General features: G+C 39.4%; 18 protein-coding genes. 12 read left to right on the top strand and 6 right to left on the bottom strand.

The window, feature by feature from the left end:
* Positions 1-4 precede the first annotated feature (4 nt).
* Positions 5-2,044: a sensor domain-containing protein gene (locus OC457_RS11480; RefSeq protein ID WP_096777843.1), complete on the bottom strand. Its 2,040-nt coding sequence runs from the start codon at positions 2,042-2,044 to the stop codon at positions 5-7.
* A 223-nt stretch (positions 2,045-2,267) separates the two neighbouring features.
* On the opposite strand from OC457_RS11480, the gene ubiT reads away from it, so the two are divergent.
* From ubiT to rimI, 5 genes are all read left to right on the top strand, one after another.
* A complete protein-coding gene (gene ubiT, locus OC457_RS11475) occupies positions 2,268-2,795 on the top strand; it encodes a ubiquinone anaerobic biosynthesis accessory factor UbiT (protein WP_080175088.1) in 528 nt (175 codons plus the stop codon).
* Positions 2,779-3,285, top strand: a complete 507-nt coding sequence (locus OC457_RS11470; RefSeq protein WP_080175087.1) for a GNAT family N-acetyltransferase — start codon at positions 2,779-2,781, stop codon at positions 3,283-3,285. Before ubiT ends, OC457_RS11470 begins: the two co-directional genes overlap by 17 nt.
* Positions 3,286-3,518: 233 nt before the next feature.
* Positions 3,519-4,616: a glycerol dehydrogenase gene (locus OC457_RS11465; RefSeq protein ID WP_080175086.1), complete on the top strand. Its 1,098-nt coding sequence runs from the start codon at positions 3,519-3,521 to the stop codon at positions 4,614-4,616.
* A gap of 161 nt (positions 4,617-4,777) precedes the next feature.
* On the top strand, positions 4,778-5,179 hold the full coding sequence (locus OC457_RS11460; RefSeq protein ID WP_080175085.1) for a DNA polymerase III subunit psi: 402 nt from the start codon (positions 4,778-4,780) through the stop codon (positions 5,177-5,179).
* On the top strand, positions 5,169-5,624 hold the full coding sequence (gene rimI, locus OC457_RS11455) for a ribosomal protein S18-alanine N-acetyltransferase (RefSeq protein ID WP_080175084.1): 456 nt from the start codon (positions 5,169-5,171) through the stop codon (positions 5,622-5,624). Before OC457_RS11460 ends, rimI begins: the two co-directional genes overlap by 11 nt.
* Positions 5,625-5,695: 71 nt before the next feature.
* On the opposite strand, the gene OC457_RS11450 is transcribed toward rimI, so the two are convergent.
* The 4 genes from OC457_RS11450 to prfC all read right to left on the bottom strand — a co-directional run bounded on the left by OC457_RS11450 (position 5,696) and on the right by prfC (position 10,260).
* The gene (locus OC457_RS11450) at positions 5,696-6,724 is read right to left on the bottom strand and encodes an ABC transporter substrate-binding protein (protein WP_080175083.1); all 1,029 of its coding nucleotides are present in this window, start codon (positions 6,722-6,724) and stop codon (positions 5,696-5,698) included.
* An 18-nt stretch (positions 6,725-6,742) separates the two neighbouring features.
* Positions 6,743-7,510 (bottom strand): ABC transporter ATP-binding protein, encoded by a 768-nt coding sequence (locus OC457_RS11445; protein WP_080175082.1) that lies wholly within the window; start codon positions 7,508-7,510, stop codon positions 6,743-6,745.
* Positions 7,497-8,558 (bottom strand): FecCD family ABC transporter permease, encoded by a 1,062-nt coding sequence (locus OC457_RS11440; protein WP_080175081.1) that lies wholly within the window; start codon positions 8,556-8,558, stop codon positions 7,497-7,499. The genes OC457_RS11445 and OC457_RS11440 overlap by 14 nt, the downstream gene beginning before the upstream one ends.
* Before the next feature lie 112 nt (positions 8,559-8,670).
* Positions 8,671-10,260 (bottom strand): peptide chain release factor 3, encoded by a 1,590-nt coding sequence (prfC, locus tag OC457_RS11435; protein ID WP_080175080.1) that lies wholly within the window; start codon positions 10,258-10,260, stop codon positions 8,671-8,673.
* Positions 10,261-10,427: 167 nt separating this feature from the next.
* Here prfC and OC457_RS11430 point away from each other — a divergent pair, with 167 nt between their 5' ends.
* The 6 genes from OC457_RS11430 (at position 10,428) to deoD (ending at position 17,871) form a co-directional block, all read left to right on the top strand.
* Positions 10,428-11,231 carry a TatD family hydrolase gene (locus OC457_RS11430; protein WP_235866949.1) on the top strand — a complete coding sequence of 268 codons (804 nt, stop codon included), beginning with the start codon at positions 10,428-10,430 and terminating at the stop codon, positions 11,229-11,231.
* A gap of 218 nt (positions 11,232-11,449) precedes the next feature.
* Positions 11,450-12,742, top strand: coding sequence for a NupC/NupG family nucleoside CNT transporter (locus OC457_RS11425; protein ID WP_080175079.1), 1,293 nt, complete (start codon positions 11,450-11,452; stop codon positions 12,740-12,742).
* Between the two features lie 618 nt (positions 12,743-13,360).
* Positions 13,361-14,137 (top strand): deoxyribose-phosphate aldolase, encoded by a 777-nt coding sequence (gene deoC / locus OC457_RS11420; RefSeq protein ID WP_080175078.1) that lies wholly within the window; start codon positions 13,361-13,363, stop codon positions 14,135-14,137.
* Positions 14,138-14,384: 247 nt separating this feature from the next.
* The gene (gene deoA, locus OC457_RS11415; RefSeq protein WP_080175077.1) at positions 14,385-15,716 is read left to right on the top strand and encodes a thymidine phosphorylase; all 1,332 of its coding nucleotides are present in this window, start codon (positions 14,385-14,387) and stop codon (positions 15,714-15,716) included.
* A gap of 10 nt (positions 15,717-15,726) precedes the next feature.
* On the top strand, positions 15,727-16,947 hold the full coding sequence (locus OC457_RS11410) for a phosphopentomutase (RefSeq protein ID WP_080175076.1): 1,221 nt from the start codon (positions 15,727-15,729) through the stop codon (positions 16,945-16,947).
* A gap of 204 nt (positions 16,948-17,151) precedes the next feature.
* The gene (gene deoD / locus OC457_RS11405; RefSeq protein WP_080175075.1) at positions 17,152-17,871 is read left to right on the top strand and encodes a purine-nucleoside phosphorylase; all 720 of its coding nucleotides are present in this window, start codon (positions 17,152-17,154) and stop codon (positions 17,869-17,871) included.
* Between the two features lie 98 nt (positions 17,872-17,969).
* Here deoD and OC457_RS11400 read toward each other — a convergent pair whose 3' ends face one another.
* On the bottom strand, positions 17,970-18,584 hold the full coding sequence (locus tag OC457_RS11400; protein WP_080175074.1) for a YtjB family periplasmic protein: 615 nt from the start codon (positions 18,582-18,584) through the stop codon (positions 17,970-17,972).
* A gap of 264 nt (positions 18,585-18,848) precedes the next feature.
* Here OC457_RS11400 and serB point away from each other — a divergent pair, with 264 nt between their 5' ends.
* Positions 18,849-19,814: a phosphoserine phosphatase gene (gene serB / locus OC457_RS11395; RefSeq protein ID WP_080175073.1), complete on the top strand. Its 966-nt coding sequence runs from the start codon at positions 18,849-18,851 to the stop codon at positions 19,812-19,814.
* The last annotated feature ends 46 nt before the right edge of the window (positions 19,815-19,860 follow it).

The raw sequence follows: 19,860 nt of genomic DNA, 5'->3' as shown, positions 1-19,860 counted from the left end.
TATATCAATCGTTGAGATAATTTTTTTCTTTTAATAACAAGGCTTCTAACTCTTGTTTTGGCATGGGGCGATGAAAATGAAATCCTTGAATATAATCACAATTAAGGTTTGATAATAATGTTGCTTGTTGGTGGGTTTCGATACCTTCAGCGACCACACTCATATTGAGTGATTTACCTAAATTAATAATATTTTCTATCAGCGTAATTTGTTTAGGAATAGTATCAATGTCTTTGATAAAAGCGCGATCAATTTTGAGTTCATCAAGGGGGAAGCGTGCTAAATAAGACAAGGATGAATACCCCGTACCAAAGTCATCAATAGATAACGCAAAGCCTTGTTGTTTAATAGCATTCAGCATTTGGATAGTATGTTCGCCATCACTCATTACCGTACTTTCGGTAAGTTCAAAGGTAAAATCAGCGGCATTAATGCCTGTTGATTGGCGCAGTTTATTGACAAAACTAATCAATTTAGGATTTTCAAATTGTAGTGATGATAAGTTAATCGCAACTCGACCTTTTAATAGTTGTTGTTTTTTCCATTGGTTAACGGTGGTAAAGACTTCTCGCATCACCACTTGACCTAGTTGTTCGATTAATCCTGAACGTTCAGCAACGGGAATAAATTGAGCTGGACTAATGTAACCTTCAACGGGGTGTTTCCAGCGAACTAATGCTTCAGCGCCATCAATTTCAAAATTTTTGGCGTTTACTTTAGGTTGATACCATACTTCTAAGCCATTATTTTGCAATGCTTTTTGAAGTTCAATTTCAAGCCATAACCGCATTCGTGCTTCTTTACTCATAGCGTCACTGAAAATAACGAGTCGGTTGCGGCCGCGGCTTTTGGCTTCATACATGGCAGTATCAGCATTTTGAAGCATTATTCGTGCATCATGACCGTTACCTGGTGATTTAACCATACCGATTGAGCAAGAAAGGTGTTTGCTAAAATAATGCAGATCAAAGGGCTGATTAATTAAATTAATGATCTGCTCTGCAATCATTTCACCACTATTTTCGTGTTCTGGATATGTCAATATAACTGCAAATTCATCGCCACTTAAATGGCCGACAATGGCATCCTCTGGTAACTGCTGTTGTAACCTTTGGGCTATTTCTTGTAGAACTTTATCACCAATATGATGGCCCAATGAATCATTAATATTTTTGAAATTATCAATGTCTATGTAGAGCATAAATAACGGTGTATTGCTTTTCATGAGTTGATCGAGTTGACGACTAAATCCATAGCGATTGAGCAAACCTGTTAATGGATCTAATTGTGTTAATTGTTCAATTTTATGCTGCTGGTTATCACTGGGTGTGGAGAGAGAGAGTTTTACTAATAAAGCCGCTTCTCCCAAAATTGTAATCGGGGTGGTTGTTATTATTAACGGGGCTTGTTCGGTATTATTAATTGCATAATAGTGTTGATCATTAGTGTGGGATGTTGGTGCCGATGTATTACTGTGGCAGGGATGGTGATTACTATCTAACAATAAATGATTAAGCTTTTTACCGAGTAACATGTTTTTTGAGGGCATGCCTAATAACTCAACGGCACGTTGATTGGCATTGTTGATAATGTTTTTTTCTACAATACAAATACCATCAGTCATAAGTTGTTGAAGTTGGCTTAATTGATGCTCAGATTCTTGTAATGAATTGATAAGAATATGGCGTTCTGAGGTGTCAATTGAGTGTGAAATGATATGACTGATTTTACCCTGTGCATTTGTTAATGGTGCTAAACTAATATGCAAACTGGTGTGATGGGAGGTGTCATTAATTGTTATTTCGGCTTCAATCACTTCACCATTAAACGCACGTTCATAATAAGGCTTTAAACATTGATAGTAGTCGTTACCTAGGGTATCGATATCATTACTGCCAATGAGTTCATGCTGTTGCTTACCACTGATATCACTATAACGAGTATTAACATTAGAGTAACAATGTTGTTCATCAAGAATCGCAAACAGAAAAGGACTATTATTTGTCAGTAGTGGGAACCAATAGTCGAGTTGTTCACTTTGCATAAATGTTTGATCCTTGGTAATCATCGTTTTTATATTAATAATAAGGCATTGTAGCTGCATGGCTAGTGTAAATGTTAGTCAACATAAATATAATGCTCATTAACAAAATAATGACTTGTTTTAATCAAGCAATTGCTTTTTTTTGACTTAAGGCATAAAACAAATGGCGAAGGTTGCCATACAATTCATTTTTAGTGTTCGACTTTAAATAGGAAAACAAATAGTGATTGCTCAACTTAGAAAACAATTGGTTCAACATGGTCCGGCATTGTTACGTGTCCCCGCTAAATTGACGCCTTTCTCTCTTCAGAAAAAGATCATGTTAGAGAGCCTTGCAATGGTTTTCAAAGAAGCATTGGCTGATGGTGATTTTGAATTTCTTGAAGATCGGTGGTTAAAGGTTGAAGTTCGTGATTTAGATCTTCAATGGTTTATTAGCTATCAAGATGAGAAATTAGTTGTTGCAGAGCAATGTGAGCATCATGATGTGAGTTTTAGCGGCGAATGCAATGATTTAGTCTTAATTGCTGCCCGTAAAGAAGATCCTGATACATTGTTCTTTCAACGTCGTCTTCGTATTGAAGGGGATACTGAGCTGGGATTAGAAGTAAAGAATTTAATGGACAGTATCGATCTTGATTCTTTACCTTCACCGGTGAAATTTGTGTTACAGCAATCTGCTGATTTTATTCATCAAGGAATGCAAACAAACGCAATCAAAAATGAGGTAGTACATGCTCATCAGATCTGAAGCTCCCGCTGATATTTTATTGATTGATCGATTGTTAAAATCAGTTTTTGAGACTGATGCAGAAGCTAATTTAGTGATGCGCTTACGTGAAAATGGCTGTCGAACTTTATCATTGGTGGCTTGTACTGATGACGGTGAAGTGATTGGCCATGCTTTTTTTAGCCCCGTAACTATTGCAGGACAAGAGACTAATTGGCAAGGACTTGCTCCCTTATCTATTCATGAAGATCACCGTCATCAAGGCGTTGGTTTAGCATTATTAGCAGAGGCTCAAGCAACATTAGCTGATTTTGATTATCCTGCTGTTGTGGTTGTTGGTGATCCTAATTATTACCATCGTGCAGGTTATCAAATGGCTTTGCAGCATGGTTTAACTTGTCGTTGGCCTAATACAGATGAAGCTTTTATGGTGTTAGAAATTGCATCTGGCAGTGTGCAACAACATCAAGGTTTGGTTGAGTATTGTGAAGAGTTTAATGCATTAGCATAAATAATGTGCTGATGGCATAGCGGTAAATGAAAAGTCACGATCTTGCTTTTAATGCGGTAGTTTAATGACTAAACGCGAAGCAGAGAGTGACTTTTTTGTATCTATTCATAAGTTATTCATAAAATGTGCAATAAAGTTAATATTGAGAAGTAAGAACTCTTTATTTGTCATTTGGATTAATATTCGATGATGGTATTTTCTTACCAAGAGAGAACCATTAAGGAATAGTATTCATGATCCCACGTAGCATTACCTCACCAAAAAAATTCATTATCGGTCAGAATTTATTACCACAACTAGGCGGTTTTATTAACGATTTTGGTAATAATGCTGTATTGATTTGTGATGAATTTATTCTTAATAAAGTGAAAGAAGAAGCATTACCTGCGTTACAACAAGCAGGCATTGGCGCTCATGCAGAACAATTTCAATATGAATGTACTGATACTGAAATTGGTCGTATCCATGAGATCGTAAAACACCGCGGTGCAAATGTGGTTGTGGGCATTGGTGGTGGTAAAACCATGGATGTCGCCAAAGCCGTGGCGCATTTTGCTAAAATTCCGGTAATTATTTTTCCAACTATCGCTTCAACAGATGCGCCTTGTACTGCGTTATCTGTAGTATATAAAGATAACGGAGAATTTGACCGTTACTTGTTCCTACCTCAAAACCCTGATGCTGTTATTGCTGATACTGGCATTATTGCTGCAGCACCAACTAAGTTCTTTGCTGCAGGTATTGGTGATGCACTAGCAACCTTCTTTGAAGCACGTGCATGTTGTTATGCTGACGGTTTAAACCTAGTCCAAAAACGCGTATCACGTACGGGTCTTGGTATGGCACTTATGTGCTATGAATTGATTGTTGAAAACGTTGAAATGGCAATGGATGCAGCACGTCGTCATGTAGTGACTCCAGCATTAGAAGAAATGGTTGAAGCAACAATTTACTTAAGTGGTATCGGCGCAGAATCAGGCGGTTTAGCAGCAGCACACGCGGTTAGCAACGGTATGTCTTCATTACCACAATTACACCATATTCAGCATGGTGAAAAAGTGGCGTTTGGTTTGCTAACTCAATTAGTCTTAGAGAAAGCAGATGCTGAAGAAATTGAAAATGTTATTTATGTAATGAAAACAGCAGGTTTACCATTAACATTAGCTGATTTTGGTATTGAAGAAATGGTGGAAGCTGAATGGCGTCAAGTGGCAGAGATTGCTTGTGCTGAAGGTGACACTATGTGCAATATGACCGTTAAAGTTAATGCTGATCGTGTTTACCAAGCAATGGTTGCAGCTGATGCATTAGCACAACGTTACCATGACTAAAATGTCATGCTGATGATGATTAAATAATAATAATCAATGCCGACATAATGTCGGCATTGTTGTTTTTAAGCGGTTGAAGACAGAAGATGATAGTTTATGGGTACAAAGCAGTGCGGATTTGCTAGGATCAGCCTCCATTTATATTCCATAGCAGGTAGGGTATGAAGCAACGCGATATTCAAGTGTTACAGGAAATGGGAATCACTTATTGGCAAGTGCGCAAGCCTGAACTTTTTCCTAATCAAGTGCTACCTGTGATCAATCTGCCCGCTGAGTGTAAGCTACTTTTTATTACGGCAGAGGAATTGGATGAGCATGATGCTTGGCTGTTTGGACGTATTTTATCAAGTATGAAATTGACGCCACAGCAAGCATTATCCTTGCCGTTATCGGCACTTGATCAAATCGCAGAGCACCAGTTAACGTGGTGTTGGTTTGCAGGTTGCCAAGGGACATACCCGACGGGGTGTCAGGTTCTGAATTCGGCCTCATTAAAACTTATGCATAATGATCCTTCATCTAAGAAAGCATTATGGCAACAGATTTGTAGTTATGACTCATAAAATTATTCCATTAGAAGCACACCATACTGACGATGTGTGGCGTATAGAACAAGCGGCCAACACTTTTCCGTGGGCTGAATCAATGATTCGCAAAGAGCCGAACCGTATTGCGGCTAACTATGTATTAGTGGTTGATGAGCAGGTGGTGGGTTATTGCTTTGGCCAATTAGTCGCAGGGGAAGGTACATTACTAAATATTGCTATTGATCCTACTCAGCAACGTAAAGGCTATGGCAAATTATTACTTAATGGTTTTATTGATGCGCTAGAAGCAAAGCAAGCAGAAGAAATCTGGCTTGAAGTACGCGAGAGTAATACCGGTGCGTACAAGCTTTATGAAGCAACTGGATTTAATGAAACTAATCGCCGTATTGGTTATTACCCTGCAGTTGATGGCCGTGAAGATGCATTGATCATGGCTTATATGTTTATGCCTTTTGGCTAACAGATATAAGTATTGATTGAGGAATAAAAAGGGTCTTTTAAAGACCTTTTTTATTTTTAGTTATCACCTAATTATTGGATGTTAACTAAAGGCGGCAATCCTTGTAGGATCAATTTTGTTTGTTGCTCAGATAAATCATAGTTAAAAAATTGATGATAAAAAGCTTGGGTTATTGTTACTAAGTTATCAGTTGCAAATAATTGAGGATGAAATTGTTTGGCCGCCCACTGAATTTGTAACGCACTTTCGGTACCATAACGATCCCAAGGGAAAACACCACTTGGGTTGCGTAAAATATTTCCTGTTGTAATCGCGTTAAGTTGAGCGAGCAAAGATGCATTAGGACAGGTTAATAAGCTACCCGCATTTGCCGCTAATATTATAATATCCGGTTGCCATGCCAGTAATTGTTCAGCTGAAATTGGCTGCATGTTGCCATTAATCGCCGCAACATTTCTTCCGCCCGCAATATTTATCCAGTCATTGATAAGTGTATTTTTCCCATCTACTTTTAATGGATTTAATGATGAAATATGTACTACTGTAGGACGTTGATCTGTCGTTAATTTTACGATTTTTTTACCTATTCGATGTAATTGTTGGTTAAGGTATTGATTATATTGAGTGGCTTTTTGTAACGAAGATTTATCACCGAGAACGTGAGCGGTTAGCTGTAATGTTTGTTGTAATCCTGAAAGGGTTGAAAAATAAACTTGAATAACAGGAATACCAACACGTTGTAAACTTGCTATCTGTGGATCGCCTTTGACGACAAAAGCTAATTCCGTTTGATGTGTTACTAATGCTTCAGCATTAAATTGCCGCCCATTAATAAGCAGTGCTTTATTTAGTGATGGTTGTATTTTAAACATCCAAGGTTGACTGCTAGGATGGTTAACTGTCGCCATTATTTTATTTCCTGCGCCTAATGTCATCATTAATGATGCATGAGCAAACCACCCATCGGCAATACGAGTTATTGGGGCTGATAATATTATTTTCTTTCCCGCATCATCCGTGATAATTCGATCAGCAGCAAACAGTCGTGGGGAGAGCGTTAATATCAAGATTATATTTATCCACTGAAGTAATGTTTTCATGTAACGACCTATTTAATATTATTTTTTAGGAATAAAAAAACGTGCTTGTCCGATATTAATATCATCGACCTGAGTGTTATAAAGCTCTGCAATTAAGTTAGAGGTAATTATTTTCTGTGGTGAACCTGATGCGATGATTTTTCCTTGTTGCATGGCTAAAACATGATCGGCAAATAAGAAAGTATGCTCAGGACTATGCGTGATAGTAATAATCGTTTTTCCTTCATGAGCAATCGTTTTTAGTAACAGTAATAATCTTATTTGACTGCCATAATCTAAGCCATTTGTTGGCTCATCAAGCAGGATTATTGGTGTTTGTTGTACCAGTGCGCGAGCAATAAGTGTTCGTTGACGCTCTCCACCTGATAAGGTGTTATAAGTGCGAGATTGTAAGTGAGTGATCGCCATTTGTTGCATCACTTGCTCAATATATTGCTGTTGTTGTTGGTCGATTGAATTGAAAAACCCAGTTTTAGGTAGACAGCCTTGTTCCACAATTTGTCTGGCAGTAAATGGAAAATGAGGAATATGTTGCTGTGGAACATAGGCAATATTTTGTGCTATTGCTTGTCGTGGCCATTGTGTTAATGGTTTTCCTAACAGATGAATCATACCTGAAGTAGGTTGAATTAAACCTAATAATAATCGCAATAAGGTCGTTTTCCCCGCGCCATTAGTGCCTAATAAAGCAATACTGTTTCCTGCTGAGACCTTGAAATTAATATTCTGTAAAATCGTGGTTTTATTTAGCTGATAATTAACATTTTCAATGTTAAGCAAGACCATGACTATTTCTTCCCATTTTGCTGAGTAATAAAAAGAAAACGCTCGCTCCTAATAATTCAGTAACAACGCCGAGTGGAATTTCTCCATCGCCAATTAAACGAGCAATATCATCAGCAACTAATAAAAAACAGGCGCCTAAAATAGCACTCAGAGGGAGAACGCGTTGATGGCTAGCGCCAAAAATAAGACGAGTAAGATGGGGAATTAGTAGCCCTATCCAACCAATAATTCCAGCAAGACAAACGGTTAACGCCGAGATAATGGTTGCTAAAAAAATAATACCGTAACGAAGATGAATAACAGGTATTCCTAGGCTCAAAGCCTCATCATCACCAAGAGAAATAACATCAAGTATTCGTCCTAAAAGTATTAATAGCATCGAGGCTATAATGATAATTGGAGCTGTAATAGTAAGTAAGGGAATAGAAACTGTGCTTAAACTTCCCAGAAGCCAAAAAATAATACTGGGTAATTGTTCTTGAGGATCAGCAAGATATTTTACTAGAGTAAGTAATCCGGCAAAGAGGGCATTGCTAATAATACCGCCTAAAAGTAAATAAAGAATTGAATGTCCACCAATACTGCGAGCGATTAAGAGCCCGAGAATAACGGCAATTAAGCCACTAATGACGGCTAATAATGAGACACCAAATATATTTACGTGATAGACCATACCTAATGCGGCTCCAAACGCACACCCATTAAGGACCCCTAATAATCCCGGTGATACTAACGGATTTCGAAATACAGCTTGAAAAGTGGTGCCTGCAATCGCCAATCCTGCTCCGATAATGATCGCTGCGATGATTCTTGGTAAGCGAGATTGGATAATAATAGTAAGTAAAATATGACTGTTGACATTTAAAGCATGATTTGAGGACCAAAGATGGTGTAGGAGATTAATAATATCATTGATAGTTAAAGGATAACGGCCTAGCAATAAAGATATACAGGTAAGCAGACTTAATCCTAATAGTGTTAAGAGTAATGGTCGATGTAATGTTGGTGATTGTTGATGAATATGCATGGTTGTTAAAACTGACATCATTTTTAAGATCGAGAAAATTCGATGTATACTAAACTATATATCGAATTTTATACAAGCGAAAAAAAACCGTCAGTCTGTAAACTGACGGTTTTTTATTTAATGACTATCTTATTTAGTGTTCACGAGTCGCGCGGAAGTCACCTTCAGGGAAACGTTCTTTAGCAAGATTTAGGTTAACCATGGTTGGTGCGATGTAAGATAAATTATCACCACCATCTAATGCTAGATGAGATTGGTTTTTACGCTTGAACTCTTCAAGCTTCTTGGCATCACTACATTCAACCCAACGTGCTGTTGCAACGTTAACGCCTTCGTAAATAGCTTCAACGTTGTATTCTGCTTTAAGACGCGCTACAACCACATCAAACTGAAGCACACCCACTGCACCCACGATCAGATCGTTGTTTTGTAGCGGACGGAAGACCTGCACAGCACCTTCTTCTGAAAGTTGCACTAAGCCTTTTAACAATTGCTTTTGCTTTAGTGGATCTTTTAGACGAATACGACGGAAAAGTTCCGGCGCAAAGTTTGGAATACCAGCAAACTTCAGATCTTCACCTTGAGTAAAGGTATCACCGATTTGAATTGTACCGTGGTTGTGTAGACCTATAATGTCACCCGCATAAGCAACTTCTGCTCGTGAACGGTCACCCGCCATGAAGGTTACTGCATCAGAAATACTGACGTTTTTACCGGTACGAACATGGTTCATTTTCATACCTTGGTCGTAAGTACCAGATACAATACGCATAAATGCAATACGGTCACGGTGTTTAGGGTCCATGTTTGCTTGGATCTTAAACACAAAGCCTGAGAATTTCTCTTCCGTTGCTTCAACTTCACGGGTATTAGCTTGGCGAGGTAATGGTGCTGGAGCCCATTCAGTTAAGCCGTCAAGCATATGGTCAACACCAAAGTTACCCAATGCAGTACCAAAGAATACCGGTGTTAGTTCACCCGCTAGAAAGAGTTCACGATCAAATTCATTTGATGCGCCAATAACAAGTTCTAGTTCTTCACGTAAGTTAGCTGCAAGATCACTACCGATAGCAACGTCGAGCTCAGGGTTATCTAAGCCTTTAATAATACGTTGTTCTTGAATAGTATGACCTTGACCTGTGCTGTAAAGAATCGTTTCATCACGGTGAATATGGTAAACACCTTTGAACTCTTTACCACAGCCGATAGGCCATGAAATTGGTGCACATGCCATACCTAATTCAACTTCAACTTCATCAAGCAATTCCATTGGATCACGTGTTTCACGGTCCAATTTGTTCATGAAGGTAACAATAGGTGTGTCACGTAGACGCGTTACTTCCATTAGCTTACGGGTACGATCTTCGACACCTTTAGCGGCATCGATAACCATTAGACATGAGTCAACGGCTGTTAGGGTACGGTAAGTATCTTCTGAGAAGTCTTCGTGTCCGGGAGTATCCAGTAAGTTAACCAAACAAGCATTGTAAGGAAACTGCATTACCGATGTAGTTACTGAGATACCACGTTCTTTTTCCATCTCCATCCAGTCAGATTTAGCATGCTGGTTAGAGCCACGACCTTTTACGGTACCCGCTTTTTGGATCGCGTTTCCGAACAACAATACCTTTTCAGTAATGGTAGTTTTACCCGCATCGGGGTGGGAGATAATAGCGAAAGTACGACGTTTCGATACTTCGCCTTGAAACAGTGTTTGCGACATTAGCATGTTCTTTTTGAATGGAGTGCGTTATTCACTATTGTCGCTGATTTTATCCTTATACTCAATCTAGCCGCAGCGAGAATTCCTCACAAAGGTAAATAATGCCCTGTTTGATGGCTAATTCACGGCATAATAGCGATCACTTACTGAATATAGAGACTCAAATTATGACGGTAATCGTAAAACAACCGCTTGTGATAGATAGTCATTGTCATTTTGACTTTGCACCATTTGCAGCCGATCCCGCTCAAGCATGGACGCAAGCTCAGCAAGTGGGAGTGAAAGCGATGGTTATTCCGACGGTTGGTAGCCAGAATTGGCACACTGTCGCAACTTTATGCCAACAATTCTCCGGCCTATATTATGGATTAGGTATTCATCCTTTTTTTAGTCATCAACATTCTGCTGATGTGGTGGCTGCATTAACACACCAACTCACTAATGCTAAAAATGATGAACGATGTGTAGCGATAGGTGAGTGTGGGTTAGATTTTGCCGTCGCTGATGTTAATCGAGATCAACAATTACAGTGGCTACAGGCTCAATTTCAATTAGCCAATGAGTATCATTTACCCGTGATGTTACATTGCCGTAAAGCTTTTCCTGAATTACTTAAATTATTGCGCCAGCAGCCACTTAAAATGGGGGGTGTTTATCATGGTTTTAGCGGTAGTTACCAACAGGCAACTCAGCTAGTTGATCTTGGCATTAAAATTGGTGTTGGTGGCACCATTACTTATCGTCGTGCTCAAAAAACACGGGATACAGTAGCAAAATTACCGTTATCTGCATTGTTATTAGAGACGGATGCGCCTGATATGCCAGTATCAGGGTATCAAGGGCAACCAAATCGGCCTGAGCGTTTAGTCGATATTGTCACAGTATTAGCAGATATAAGGGGGGATACTTATGCACAAATAGCACAAGCAACAACCTTAACATGTACTGAATTATTTCAAATAAAGCTGTGATTTTGCTGCCAAAGCCAAACGTTTGCGTAATTTATTCGGCTGGTGGTGTAAGTGTAATGTGATGCGAGTCACAATAGCTGATTATGGTACATCAAATTTCCTCATAAACTGTGATCTTTGCATTACATCATCATCAGCTCCATGAGTATAATGCGCCGACTCTATAAAAGAGCTTAACTGTCAATACGCCAAAACTTAACTATAGGATTCCATAAATCATGAGCCTGCTAATGAGCCTAGTTGGGATGGTGGTACTGCTATTACTTGCCGTACTTCTATCTGATAACCGTAAAGCGATCAATTTACGTACTGTTGGTGGCGCATTTGCTATCCAATTTTTATTGGGTGCATTTGTACTCTATGTACCAGTAGGCCGTGATGTGCTGTATGGCATGTCTCAAGCAGTAGCTAACGTTATTGGCTATGGTAATGACGGTATTAACTTCTTATTTGGTGGCTTAACATCAAACAAGATGTTTGAATTATTCGGTGGCGGTGGCTTTGTCTTCGCACTACGTGTACTGCCTGTTATCGTATTCTTCTCTGCACTTATCAGCGTGTTGTACTACATTGGCGCGATGCAAATTGTTATCAATGTTCTTGGCGGTGGTTTACGTAAAGTTCTTGGCACTTCTCACGCAGAATCAATGTCAGCAACAGCTAATATTTTTGTAGGTCAAACAGAAGCGCCATTAGTTATTCGCCCGTTTGTTCCTAAGATGACTCAGTCTGAGCTGTTTGCGGTAATGTGTGGTGGTTTGGCATCAGTTGCTGGTGGTGTTCTTGCAGGTTACGCGCAGATGGGTGTTCCTCTAGAGTACTTGATTGCCGCTTCATTTATGGCAGCACCGGGTGGTCTACTATTTGCTAAAATCATTAAGCCTGAAACTGAGCAACCTATTGAGCAGATTGCAGGTAATGATGAAGATGAAAGCGAAGAAAAACCAGCGAACATTATTGACGCAGCAGCAGCTGGTGCATCATCTGGTATGCAACTAGCACTAAACGTTGGCGCAATGTTACTTGCATTCATCGGTCTAATTGCATTAATCAACGGTATGCTTGGTGGTATTGGTGGTTGGTTCGGTATGCCACAACTAACACTAGAGTTAATTCTAGGTTACGTATTCTCACCACTTGCATTCCTTATTGGTGTGCCATGGGGTGAAGCACAAGTTGCTGGTTCATTCATCGGTCAAAAAATTGTTGTTAACGAATTTGTTGCTTACTTAAACTTTGCCCCTTACCTAAAAGATGTGGCTGATGGCGGCATGATAGTTGCGCAGACGGGTGCTGAAATGACTGATAAGACTAAAGCTATCATCTCATTTGCATTGTGTGGTTTCGCAAACCTATCTTCAGTAGCAATTCTACTGGGTGGTTTAGGTGGTCTTGCACCAACACGTCGTGCTGAAATCGCTCGCTTTGGTATGAAGGCTGTGGCAGCGGGTACATTATCTAACCTAATGTCAGCGACGATTGCAGGTCTGTTTATTACCCTTGCATCATAGTTATAAAGTAACCGTTATAAAGTAATAGTTACCTCAGATAAAAAACGCCATGGTTCACACTGTGGCGTTTTTTTTCGTTCGCAAAAAGTAATGAAATTTAAGTTTGGTTTAATGTAATAAAATCGATTGCGTTCCCCTTTCTGAATTTTCACTCTGTTATTATTCTCTTATAGAAACAGTATCGCGGTTATTATTGATTACGTTACTTGTGTTATTTGCATCATAAATAAAACACAGGCAATAAATGGGATTTTTTATGTCTCAGTTGCATGAGTTGTGAAAACACTTTTGATTTCAGTAAACATATTATCCACCACAGGAAACACGAGATTGATGGTCGAGTTGTGGTTGAGTTGATATTATACGTAAGTAAAAACCTGAACAGATAAAGGCAACTTAGTCTTGTTCGAAGTAGCTTACGCGGTGCTAAGGATAGCAATCAGAAAATAGTGATTTATCTTTCTGGGTCTTCAAGGAATAAAGTCCGACTATAGATGACAGCGATAGTGAATATCGTTGCACGCAGTGAAAGAATATCAAACACTGCTGAATTTATACTGAGTATTCAGGTAGCAATATTAACACTACCGCGATCAAACATTACGACTGGAGAGAGTCATGAGCGATTTAAAAGCTGCAGCACTACGTGCATTAAAATTAATGGATCTTACAACATTAAATGAAGACGACACTGATGAAAAAGTGATCGCATTATGTAAGAACGCAAAAACAGTTGTTGGTAACACTGCTGCAGTATGTATCTACCCTCGTTTTATTCCAGTAGCTAAGAAGCAGTTACGTGAGCAAGGTACACCTGATGTACGTGTTGCAACAGTAACTAACTTCCCACACGGTAATGACGATATTGAAATCGCTGTTGCTGAAACGAAAGCAGCTGTTGCTTATGGCGCAGACGAAGTAGACGTAGTGTTCCCATACCGCGCACTGATTGCTGGCAATGCAGAAGTAGGCTTTGAGCTTGTTAAGCAATGTAAAGCAGCGTGTGGCGATAACGTACTTCTAAAAGTTATCATCGAAACTGGTGAGCTAAAAACAGAAGCTTTAATTAAGCAAGCGTCTGAAATTTGTATTAATGCTGGCGCTGATTTTATTAAAACATCAACAGGTAAAGTGCCTGTAAATGCAACGCCTGAGTATGCTGAAATCATGCTGAATGTAATTAAAGACATGGGCGTAGCAAAAACAGTTGGCTTTAAGCCTGCTGGTGGCGTGCGTACTGCTGAAGATGCTCAACAATACCTAGCAATGGCAAACACTATTCTTGGTGATGAGTGGGCAGATAGCCGTCATTACCGTTTTGGTGCATCAAGCCTACTTGCTAATTTACTTCACACATTAGGTGAAGGCGAGCAAGCAGCACAAGGCGGTTACTAAGCTTTTGCTAATTAAGGTGGTGTAATGCCACCTTATTATTTTCAAACTTTATTAAGCACAGCACTAATTATTTTATATTAGTGACAATTATCTATTTTATTTACCATTATTTTCAATGATGTCCTGATATCACTGAATGGATTCGTACACGTAAAATTTGGCAAAATAATAGTCAGATTTTTAAATTGTATCGTTTATAAAATAGATGATCTTTTCGATTGAAATACATATCAGTAAGAGGATCGTCATGTATTTACCTCAAGAAATTATTCGTAAAAAACGCGACAACATTGCTCTAACAGCCGATGAAATTAGTTTCTTCATTCAAGGTGTTGCCAACAATACGGTATCTGAAGGCCAAATCGCTGCTTTTGCAATGGCGATTTATTTTAATGATATGACTATGGATGAGCGCGTTGCTTTAACCTGTGCCATGCGTGATTCTGGAATGGTAATCGATTGGGGGCATATGAATTTTGATGGTCCTATTGTTGATAAGCACTCAACCGGTGGTGTGGGTGATGTGACCTCTTTAATGCTGGGCGCTATGGTAGCGGCATGTGGTGGCTATGTACCAATGATCTCTGGTCGTGGTCTTGGTCATACTGGTGGTACGTTAGATAAGTTGGAATCGATTCCAGGTTATAACATTACGCCAAGCAATGAAGTGTTCGGTAAAGTAACCAAAGAAGCGGGTGTAGCAATTATCGGTCAAACGGGTGATTTAGCCCCTGCTGATAAACGTGTGTACGCAACTCGTGATGTAACCGCAACGGTTGATAATATTTCATTGATCACCGCGTCTATTTTGTCTAAGAAATTGGCGGCTGGTTTAGATTACTTAGTAATGGATGTAAAAGTAGGTTCTGGCGCATTTATGCCAACTTACGCGGCATCAGAAGAGTTAGCAAAATCAATTGTAGCTGTTGCCAATGGCGCAGGTACATGTACATCGGCATTGTTGACTGATATGAATCAAGTGTTAGCATCAACTGCGGGTAATGCACTTGAAGTACGTGAAGCGGTACAGTTTTTAACGGGTGAATACCGTAACCCTCGTTTATATGAAGTAACGATGGCATTGTGCGCTGAAATGTTAGTTATCAGTAAACTAGCCTCGGATTTACCTCAAGCACGTGCGAAACTTCAAGCTGTGTTAGATAATGGTCAAGCTGCAGAACGTTTTGGTAAAATGGTTGCAGGTCTTGGTGGTCCAACTGATTTTATCGATAATTATGATAACTATCTTGATAAAGCAGAGATCATTAAACCTGTATTTGCTGAAACAACCGGTTTTGCAACTGCGATGGATACTCGTGGTTTAGGTATGGCTGTTGTGGGTATGGGCGGTGGTCGTCGTGTTGCCAGTGATAACATCGATTATGCGGTGGGATTATCAAATATGATTCGTCTTGGTGATGAAGTCTATGCCGATACTCCACTTGCGATGGTACATGCACGTACTGAAGCGCAATGGCAAGAAGCAGCGAAAGCGGTTCGAGCTAATATTACTGTTGCAGATACTACATCAGAAGCAACCCCAGAAGTATACCGTCGCATTGGCAAACAAGACGTATAACGGAGCAAACATGAAACGTTCAATTATTTTAGTTTTAGATTCTTTTGGTATCGGCGCAACAGAAGATGCGATTGATTTCGGTGATGTAGGTGCAAATACACTGGGTCATATTGCACAAGCATGTGCGCGTGGTGAAGCTGATAATGGTGATCGTAGCGGCGCTTTATACTTGCCTAACCTAACCAAATTAGGCTTAGTAAAAGCATGTGAAGAATCATGTGGTCATTTTCCTGAAGGTATGGATACTGACGTTGAAATCGTAGGTGCTTTTGGCCATGCGAAAGAAATTTCATCAGGAAAAGACACACCATCTGGTCACTGGGAAATTGCGGGTGTGCCAGTATTGTTTGATTGGGGCTACTTTAGCGATAAAACCAATAGTTTCCCTAAAGAGCTAACGGATCGTATTCTTGCTCGTGCAGGTCTAGACGGTTACTTAGGTAACTGCCATGCATCAGGTACTCAAGTACTGGATGATTTGGGCGAAGAGCACATGCGAACAGGTAAACCCATTTTCTATACATCAGCAGACTCTGTATTCCAAATTGCATGTCATGAAGAAACTTACGGTCTTGATAGGTTAATGGAACTTTGTCATATCGTTCGTGAAGAACTAGAAGATTATAATATTGGTCGTGTTATTGCGCGCCCATTTATTGGTGCGGGCAAAGGTCAATTTGAGCGTACTGGTAACCGTCGTGACTTATCGCTTGAGCCACCTGCAACAACTATTTTGCAAAAGTTAGTTGAAGAAAAGCAAGGTGAAGTTATTTCTATCGGTAAGATCTCTGATATCTATGCTGGTTGTGGTATTTCTCGCAAAGTAAAAGCAACCGGTATTCCTGCACTGTTTGATGCAACGTTAGCACAAATTGAAGTTGCTGGTGATAACAGCATCGTATTTACTAACTTTGTTGATTTTGACTCAGCTTATGGTCACCGTCGTAATGTTGCAGGTTATGCCGCAGCACTAGAATATTTTGACCGTCGTTTACCTGAAATTTTAGCCTTGCTAAAAGAAGACGATGTGTTAATTATTACTGCTGACCATGGTTGTGATCCAACATGGCCGGGTACTGATCACACACGTGAGCATATTCCAGTGATCGTTACAGGACCAAAAGTTCAGGCTGGCTCATTAGGTCGCCGTGAAACATTTGCTGATATTGGTCAAAGCTTAGCAACACATTTTGGTACATCTGATATGGATTATGGAAAATCGTTTCTATAAAACATAATTAGCTACCATTATCTTGATCATCAAGGCGAGGAATGATTGGATTAATCGCCTTGATTAGTATAAAAATGGACATATTTGTACGATAACGATCGTCATCAGATCGATATTAAACGGTTATTGGTAATCAGTTGTGCGGAGTGTCAATAGACATTAGTACCATTGATTATTGATTCAATTAACAGAAAGGATATAACGATGGCTACTCCACATATTAATGCTGAAATGGGCGATTTTGCAGATGTAGTACTAATGCCGGGTGATCCACTACGTGCTAAGTTCATTGCTGAAACATTTCTAGAGAATGTAACAGAAGTATGTAACGTGCGTGGCATGCTTGGTTTTACTGGTACTTACAAAGGTCGTAAGATCTCTGTTATGGGCCACGGTATGGGTATCCCTTCTTGTTCTATCTACGCGACAGAGTTAATTAAAGACTTTGGCGTGAAGAAAATTATCCGTGTTGGTAGTTGTGGTGCTGTACGTGATGACGTTAAATTGCGCGATGTTGTTATCGGTATGGGCGCATCAACAGATTCTAAAGTAAACCGTATCCGTTTTGGTGGTCATGATTTCGCAGCTATTGCTGATTTTGGTATGGTACAAAATGCAGTAGATGCAGCAAAAGCAAAAGGTATTCCTGTTAAAGTTGGTAATATTTTCTCTGCTGATTTGTTCTACAATCCTGATTTTGATTTCTTCAAAACAATGGATAAATACGGCATTGTTGGCGTTGAAATGGAAGCGGCGGGTATCTACGGCGTTGCGGCAGAGTTTGGTGCTAAGGCACTGACTATTTGTACTGTTTCTGACCATATTCTACGTGGTGAAGCAACAACATCTGAAGAGCGTCAATTAACGTTTAATGAAATGATTGAAATTGCACTAGAATCAGTATTACTTGGTGACGCTGAGTAATCGATCAGGTAATTGATATTTTATATTAGTATCAATAAACATTAAAAAAAGCGGTAATAGTCTACACTATTACCGCTTTTTTATACGCTAAGATCATCTTATTGGTGATGATGATGCAAGAACGGAAAACTACTCTGATAACGTTGGCGACTAAAAACAACCGCCAATAAAACACCAAGAATCAGTGCTGCAATAATGAGTCCGCGAATGATTGCTGTCATCGTGGCTATTTTCTCAATTGCATGCGTCAACAATTTATCGTGTTCCAGCGTAATACGCATAAATCCAACAATATGACCGTTATTTAATACCGGTTCGGCTATTTGTTGGCGACCAATACTTGCCATTGCCAATGGGGTCGACAGTCCGGTTAGTTGCTCTAATGGCAATGCGGCTTTTGTTTTCGCAAGTGCCACTCCTTCAAGGTTATAGATTGTTGCATCTAAAATGAGCGGCTCAGTCGCCAAATTATTGACTAATAATTGCAGTTGGCGCTGATCTTTATTTTTAATATCAGTTGCTGCATTTTTAGCGGCTTGGCGAACAATAATTTGCGATAAAGTTTGAGTTTGCTCACTCAGCATTTGGTAGTTTTGTTGGCTAAGTATCGCGCCATATTGAAGTATGCCAATAGATGTTAATAGGCATACAAACAAGATCATGGCTTTTTGCAGCCGCTGACGTTGCCATCGCTTAGTGTTCCATTGGATCATTCATATCATCCGATTTTTTTGATTATGATTATTCTACACTAAAATAATAACGGATGATTATTTCCCCTAGAGTGAAGTGTTAAAGTTTATTAACAAATAATGCGTGTTAATAAATAGTCAATTAAATCAACATTAAGTTAATGATTATATATAAATAAAGGCATTTTATGTGATTGTTGATATAACACTAATTTTACAATTAGCCTTGCTCTTCAAGCATACAATCGTTAGGTTTATAGTAATTAAATTGTAAAGGATGACACAATGGACGTTGTAAACGTACTCAAAATCAACAAACACCCAACCTTGTTTAAACGCTTTCCAGAAATATTATCTGTAACCAATACCAGTAAACGCCAAGCAAATTGGTTGGTCTATGGTAAACAGATTACCACGGATAATATTGATGCAATTAATGGTGTGGCTTTGAGTGCTATTGAAATTGTAGCGGCATGGAAAGTCGGATCGTATGATGCAATTTTGATTGCCAGTGAACTAACATTAGAACAGCAACAAGCAGTATTAGAACAGCAATTAGATATCGCTTATGTGAGTGATATTCCTGATTTATCAATGCCAGGGATTGTGGTGTTAGATATGGATTCAACCGCCATTGAAATTGAGTGTATAGATGAGATCGCTAAATTAGCCGGTGTTGGTGAAGAGGTTGCTGCGGTTACTGAGCGTGCGATGCTGGGTGAGTTAGATTTTGAACAAAGTTTACGTCAACGAGTCGCAACGTTAGCTGGAGCTGATGAAGCTATTTTAACGCAAGTACGTGATAGATTGCCGTTAATGCCTGAGTTGCCGCAACTTATTGCCACTTTGTATCATTATGGCTGGCAAGTCGCGATAGCTTCTGGCGGTTTTACCTATTTTTCTGATCATCTTCAGCAACAATTTAATTTGGTATCAGCAACCTCAAATACGTTGGAAATTATTGATGGTAAGTTAACGGGCAAGGTGATTGGCAAAGTGGTTGATGCCAAAGCCAAAGCAGAAATATTATTGGCATTAGCTGAAGAGTTTGATATCGAACCGCATAATACCGTTGCTGTTGGTGATGGGGCCAATGATTTAGTGATGATGGATGTTGCAGGATTAGGCATTGCATATCATGCGAAACCTAAAGTTGAGCCACAGGCTGATGTGGCAATTCGTCATGCTGATTTAGGTGCAATTATTTGTATTCTATCAGCGTCGTTAGCCGAGCAACGTTTAGCATGGTAGTTGTGTATGCAGTGATACGCTGTTTCGATTAATGATTCGCTCACTA

This window comes from Photobacterium toruni, from assembly GCF_024529955.1.
Classification (GTDB): Bacteria; Pseudomonadota; Gammaproteobacteria; order Enterobacterales; family Vibrionaceae; genus Photobacterium; species Photobacterium toruni.
The sequence above is the reverse complement of the archived record's forward strand: the minus strand, read 5'-3'. Positions and strand labels throughout refer to the sequence as shown.

Excerpts from the sequence above, each read along its gene's own strand:
- OC457_RS11410 (WP_080175076.1), top strand. The coding sequence starts at position 15,727 with ATGAAACGTTCAATTATTTTAGTTTTAGATTCTTTTGGTATCGGCGCA.
- OC457_RS11445 (WP_080175082.1), bottom strand. The coding sequence starts at position 7,510 with ATGGTCTTGCTTAACATTGAAAATGTTAATTATCAGCTAAATAAAACC.
- OC457_RS11465 (WP_080175086.1), top strand. The coding sequence starts at position 3,519 with ATGATCCCACGTAGCATTACCTCACCAAAAAAATTCATTATCGGTCAG.
- rimI (WP_080175084.1), top strand. The coding sequence starts at position 5,169 with ATGACTCATAAAATTATTCCATTAGAAGCACACCATACTGACGATGTG.
- deoC (WP_080175078.1), top strand. The coding sequence starts at position 13,361 with ATGAGCGATTTAAAAGCTGCAGCACTACGTGCATTAAAATTAATGGAT.
- OC457_RS11450 (WP_080175083.1), bottom strand. The coding sequence starts at position 6,724 with ATGAAAACATTACTTCAGTGGATAAATATAATCTTGATATTAACGCTC.
- deoA (WP_080175077.1), top strand. The coding sequence starts at position 14,385 with ATGTATTTACCTCAAGAAATTATTCGTAAAAAACGCGACAACATTGCT.
- OC457_RS11425 (WP_080175079.1), top strand. The coding sequence starts at position 11,450 with ATGAGCCTGCTAATGAGCCTAGTTGGGATGGTGGTACTGCTATTACTT.
- serB (WP_080175073.1), top strand. The coding sequence starts at position 18,849 with ATGGACGTTGTAAACGTACTCAAAATCAACAAACACCCAACCTTGTTT.
- deoD (WP_080175075.1), top strand. The coding sequence starts at position 17,152 with ATGGCTACTCCACATATTAATGCTGAAATGGGCGATTTTGCAGATGTA.
- OC457_RS11430 (WP_235866949.1), top strand. The coding sequence starts at position 10,428 with ATGACGGTAATCGTAAAACAACCGCTTGTGATAGATAGTCATTGTCAT.
- OC457_RS11460 (WP_080175085.1), top strand. The coding sequence starts at position 4,778 with ATGAAGCAACGCGATATTCAAGTGTTACAGGAAATGGGAATCACTTAT.
- OC457_RS11440 (WP_080175081.1), bottom strand. The coding sequence starts at position 8,558 with ATGATGTCAGTTTTAACAACCATGCATATTCATCAACAATCACCAACA.
- OC457_RS11480 (WP_096777843.1), bottom strand. The coding sequence starts at position 2,044 with ATGCAAAGTGAACAACTCGACTATTGGTTCCCACTACTGACAAATAAT.
- OC457_RS11400 (WP_080175074.1), bottom strand. The coding sequence starts at position 18,584 with ATGATCCAATGGAACACTAAGCGATGGCAACGTCAGCGGCTGCAAAAA.
- OC457_RS11470 (WP_080175087.1), top strand. The coding sequence starts at position 2,779 with ATGCTCATCAGATCTGAAGCTCCCGCTGATATTTTATTGATTGATCGA.
- prfC (WP_080175080.1), bottom strand. The coding sequence starts at position 10,260 with ATGTCGCAAACACTGTTTCAAGGCGAAGTATCGAAACGTCGTACTTTC.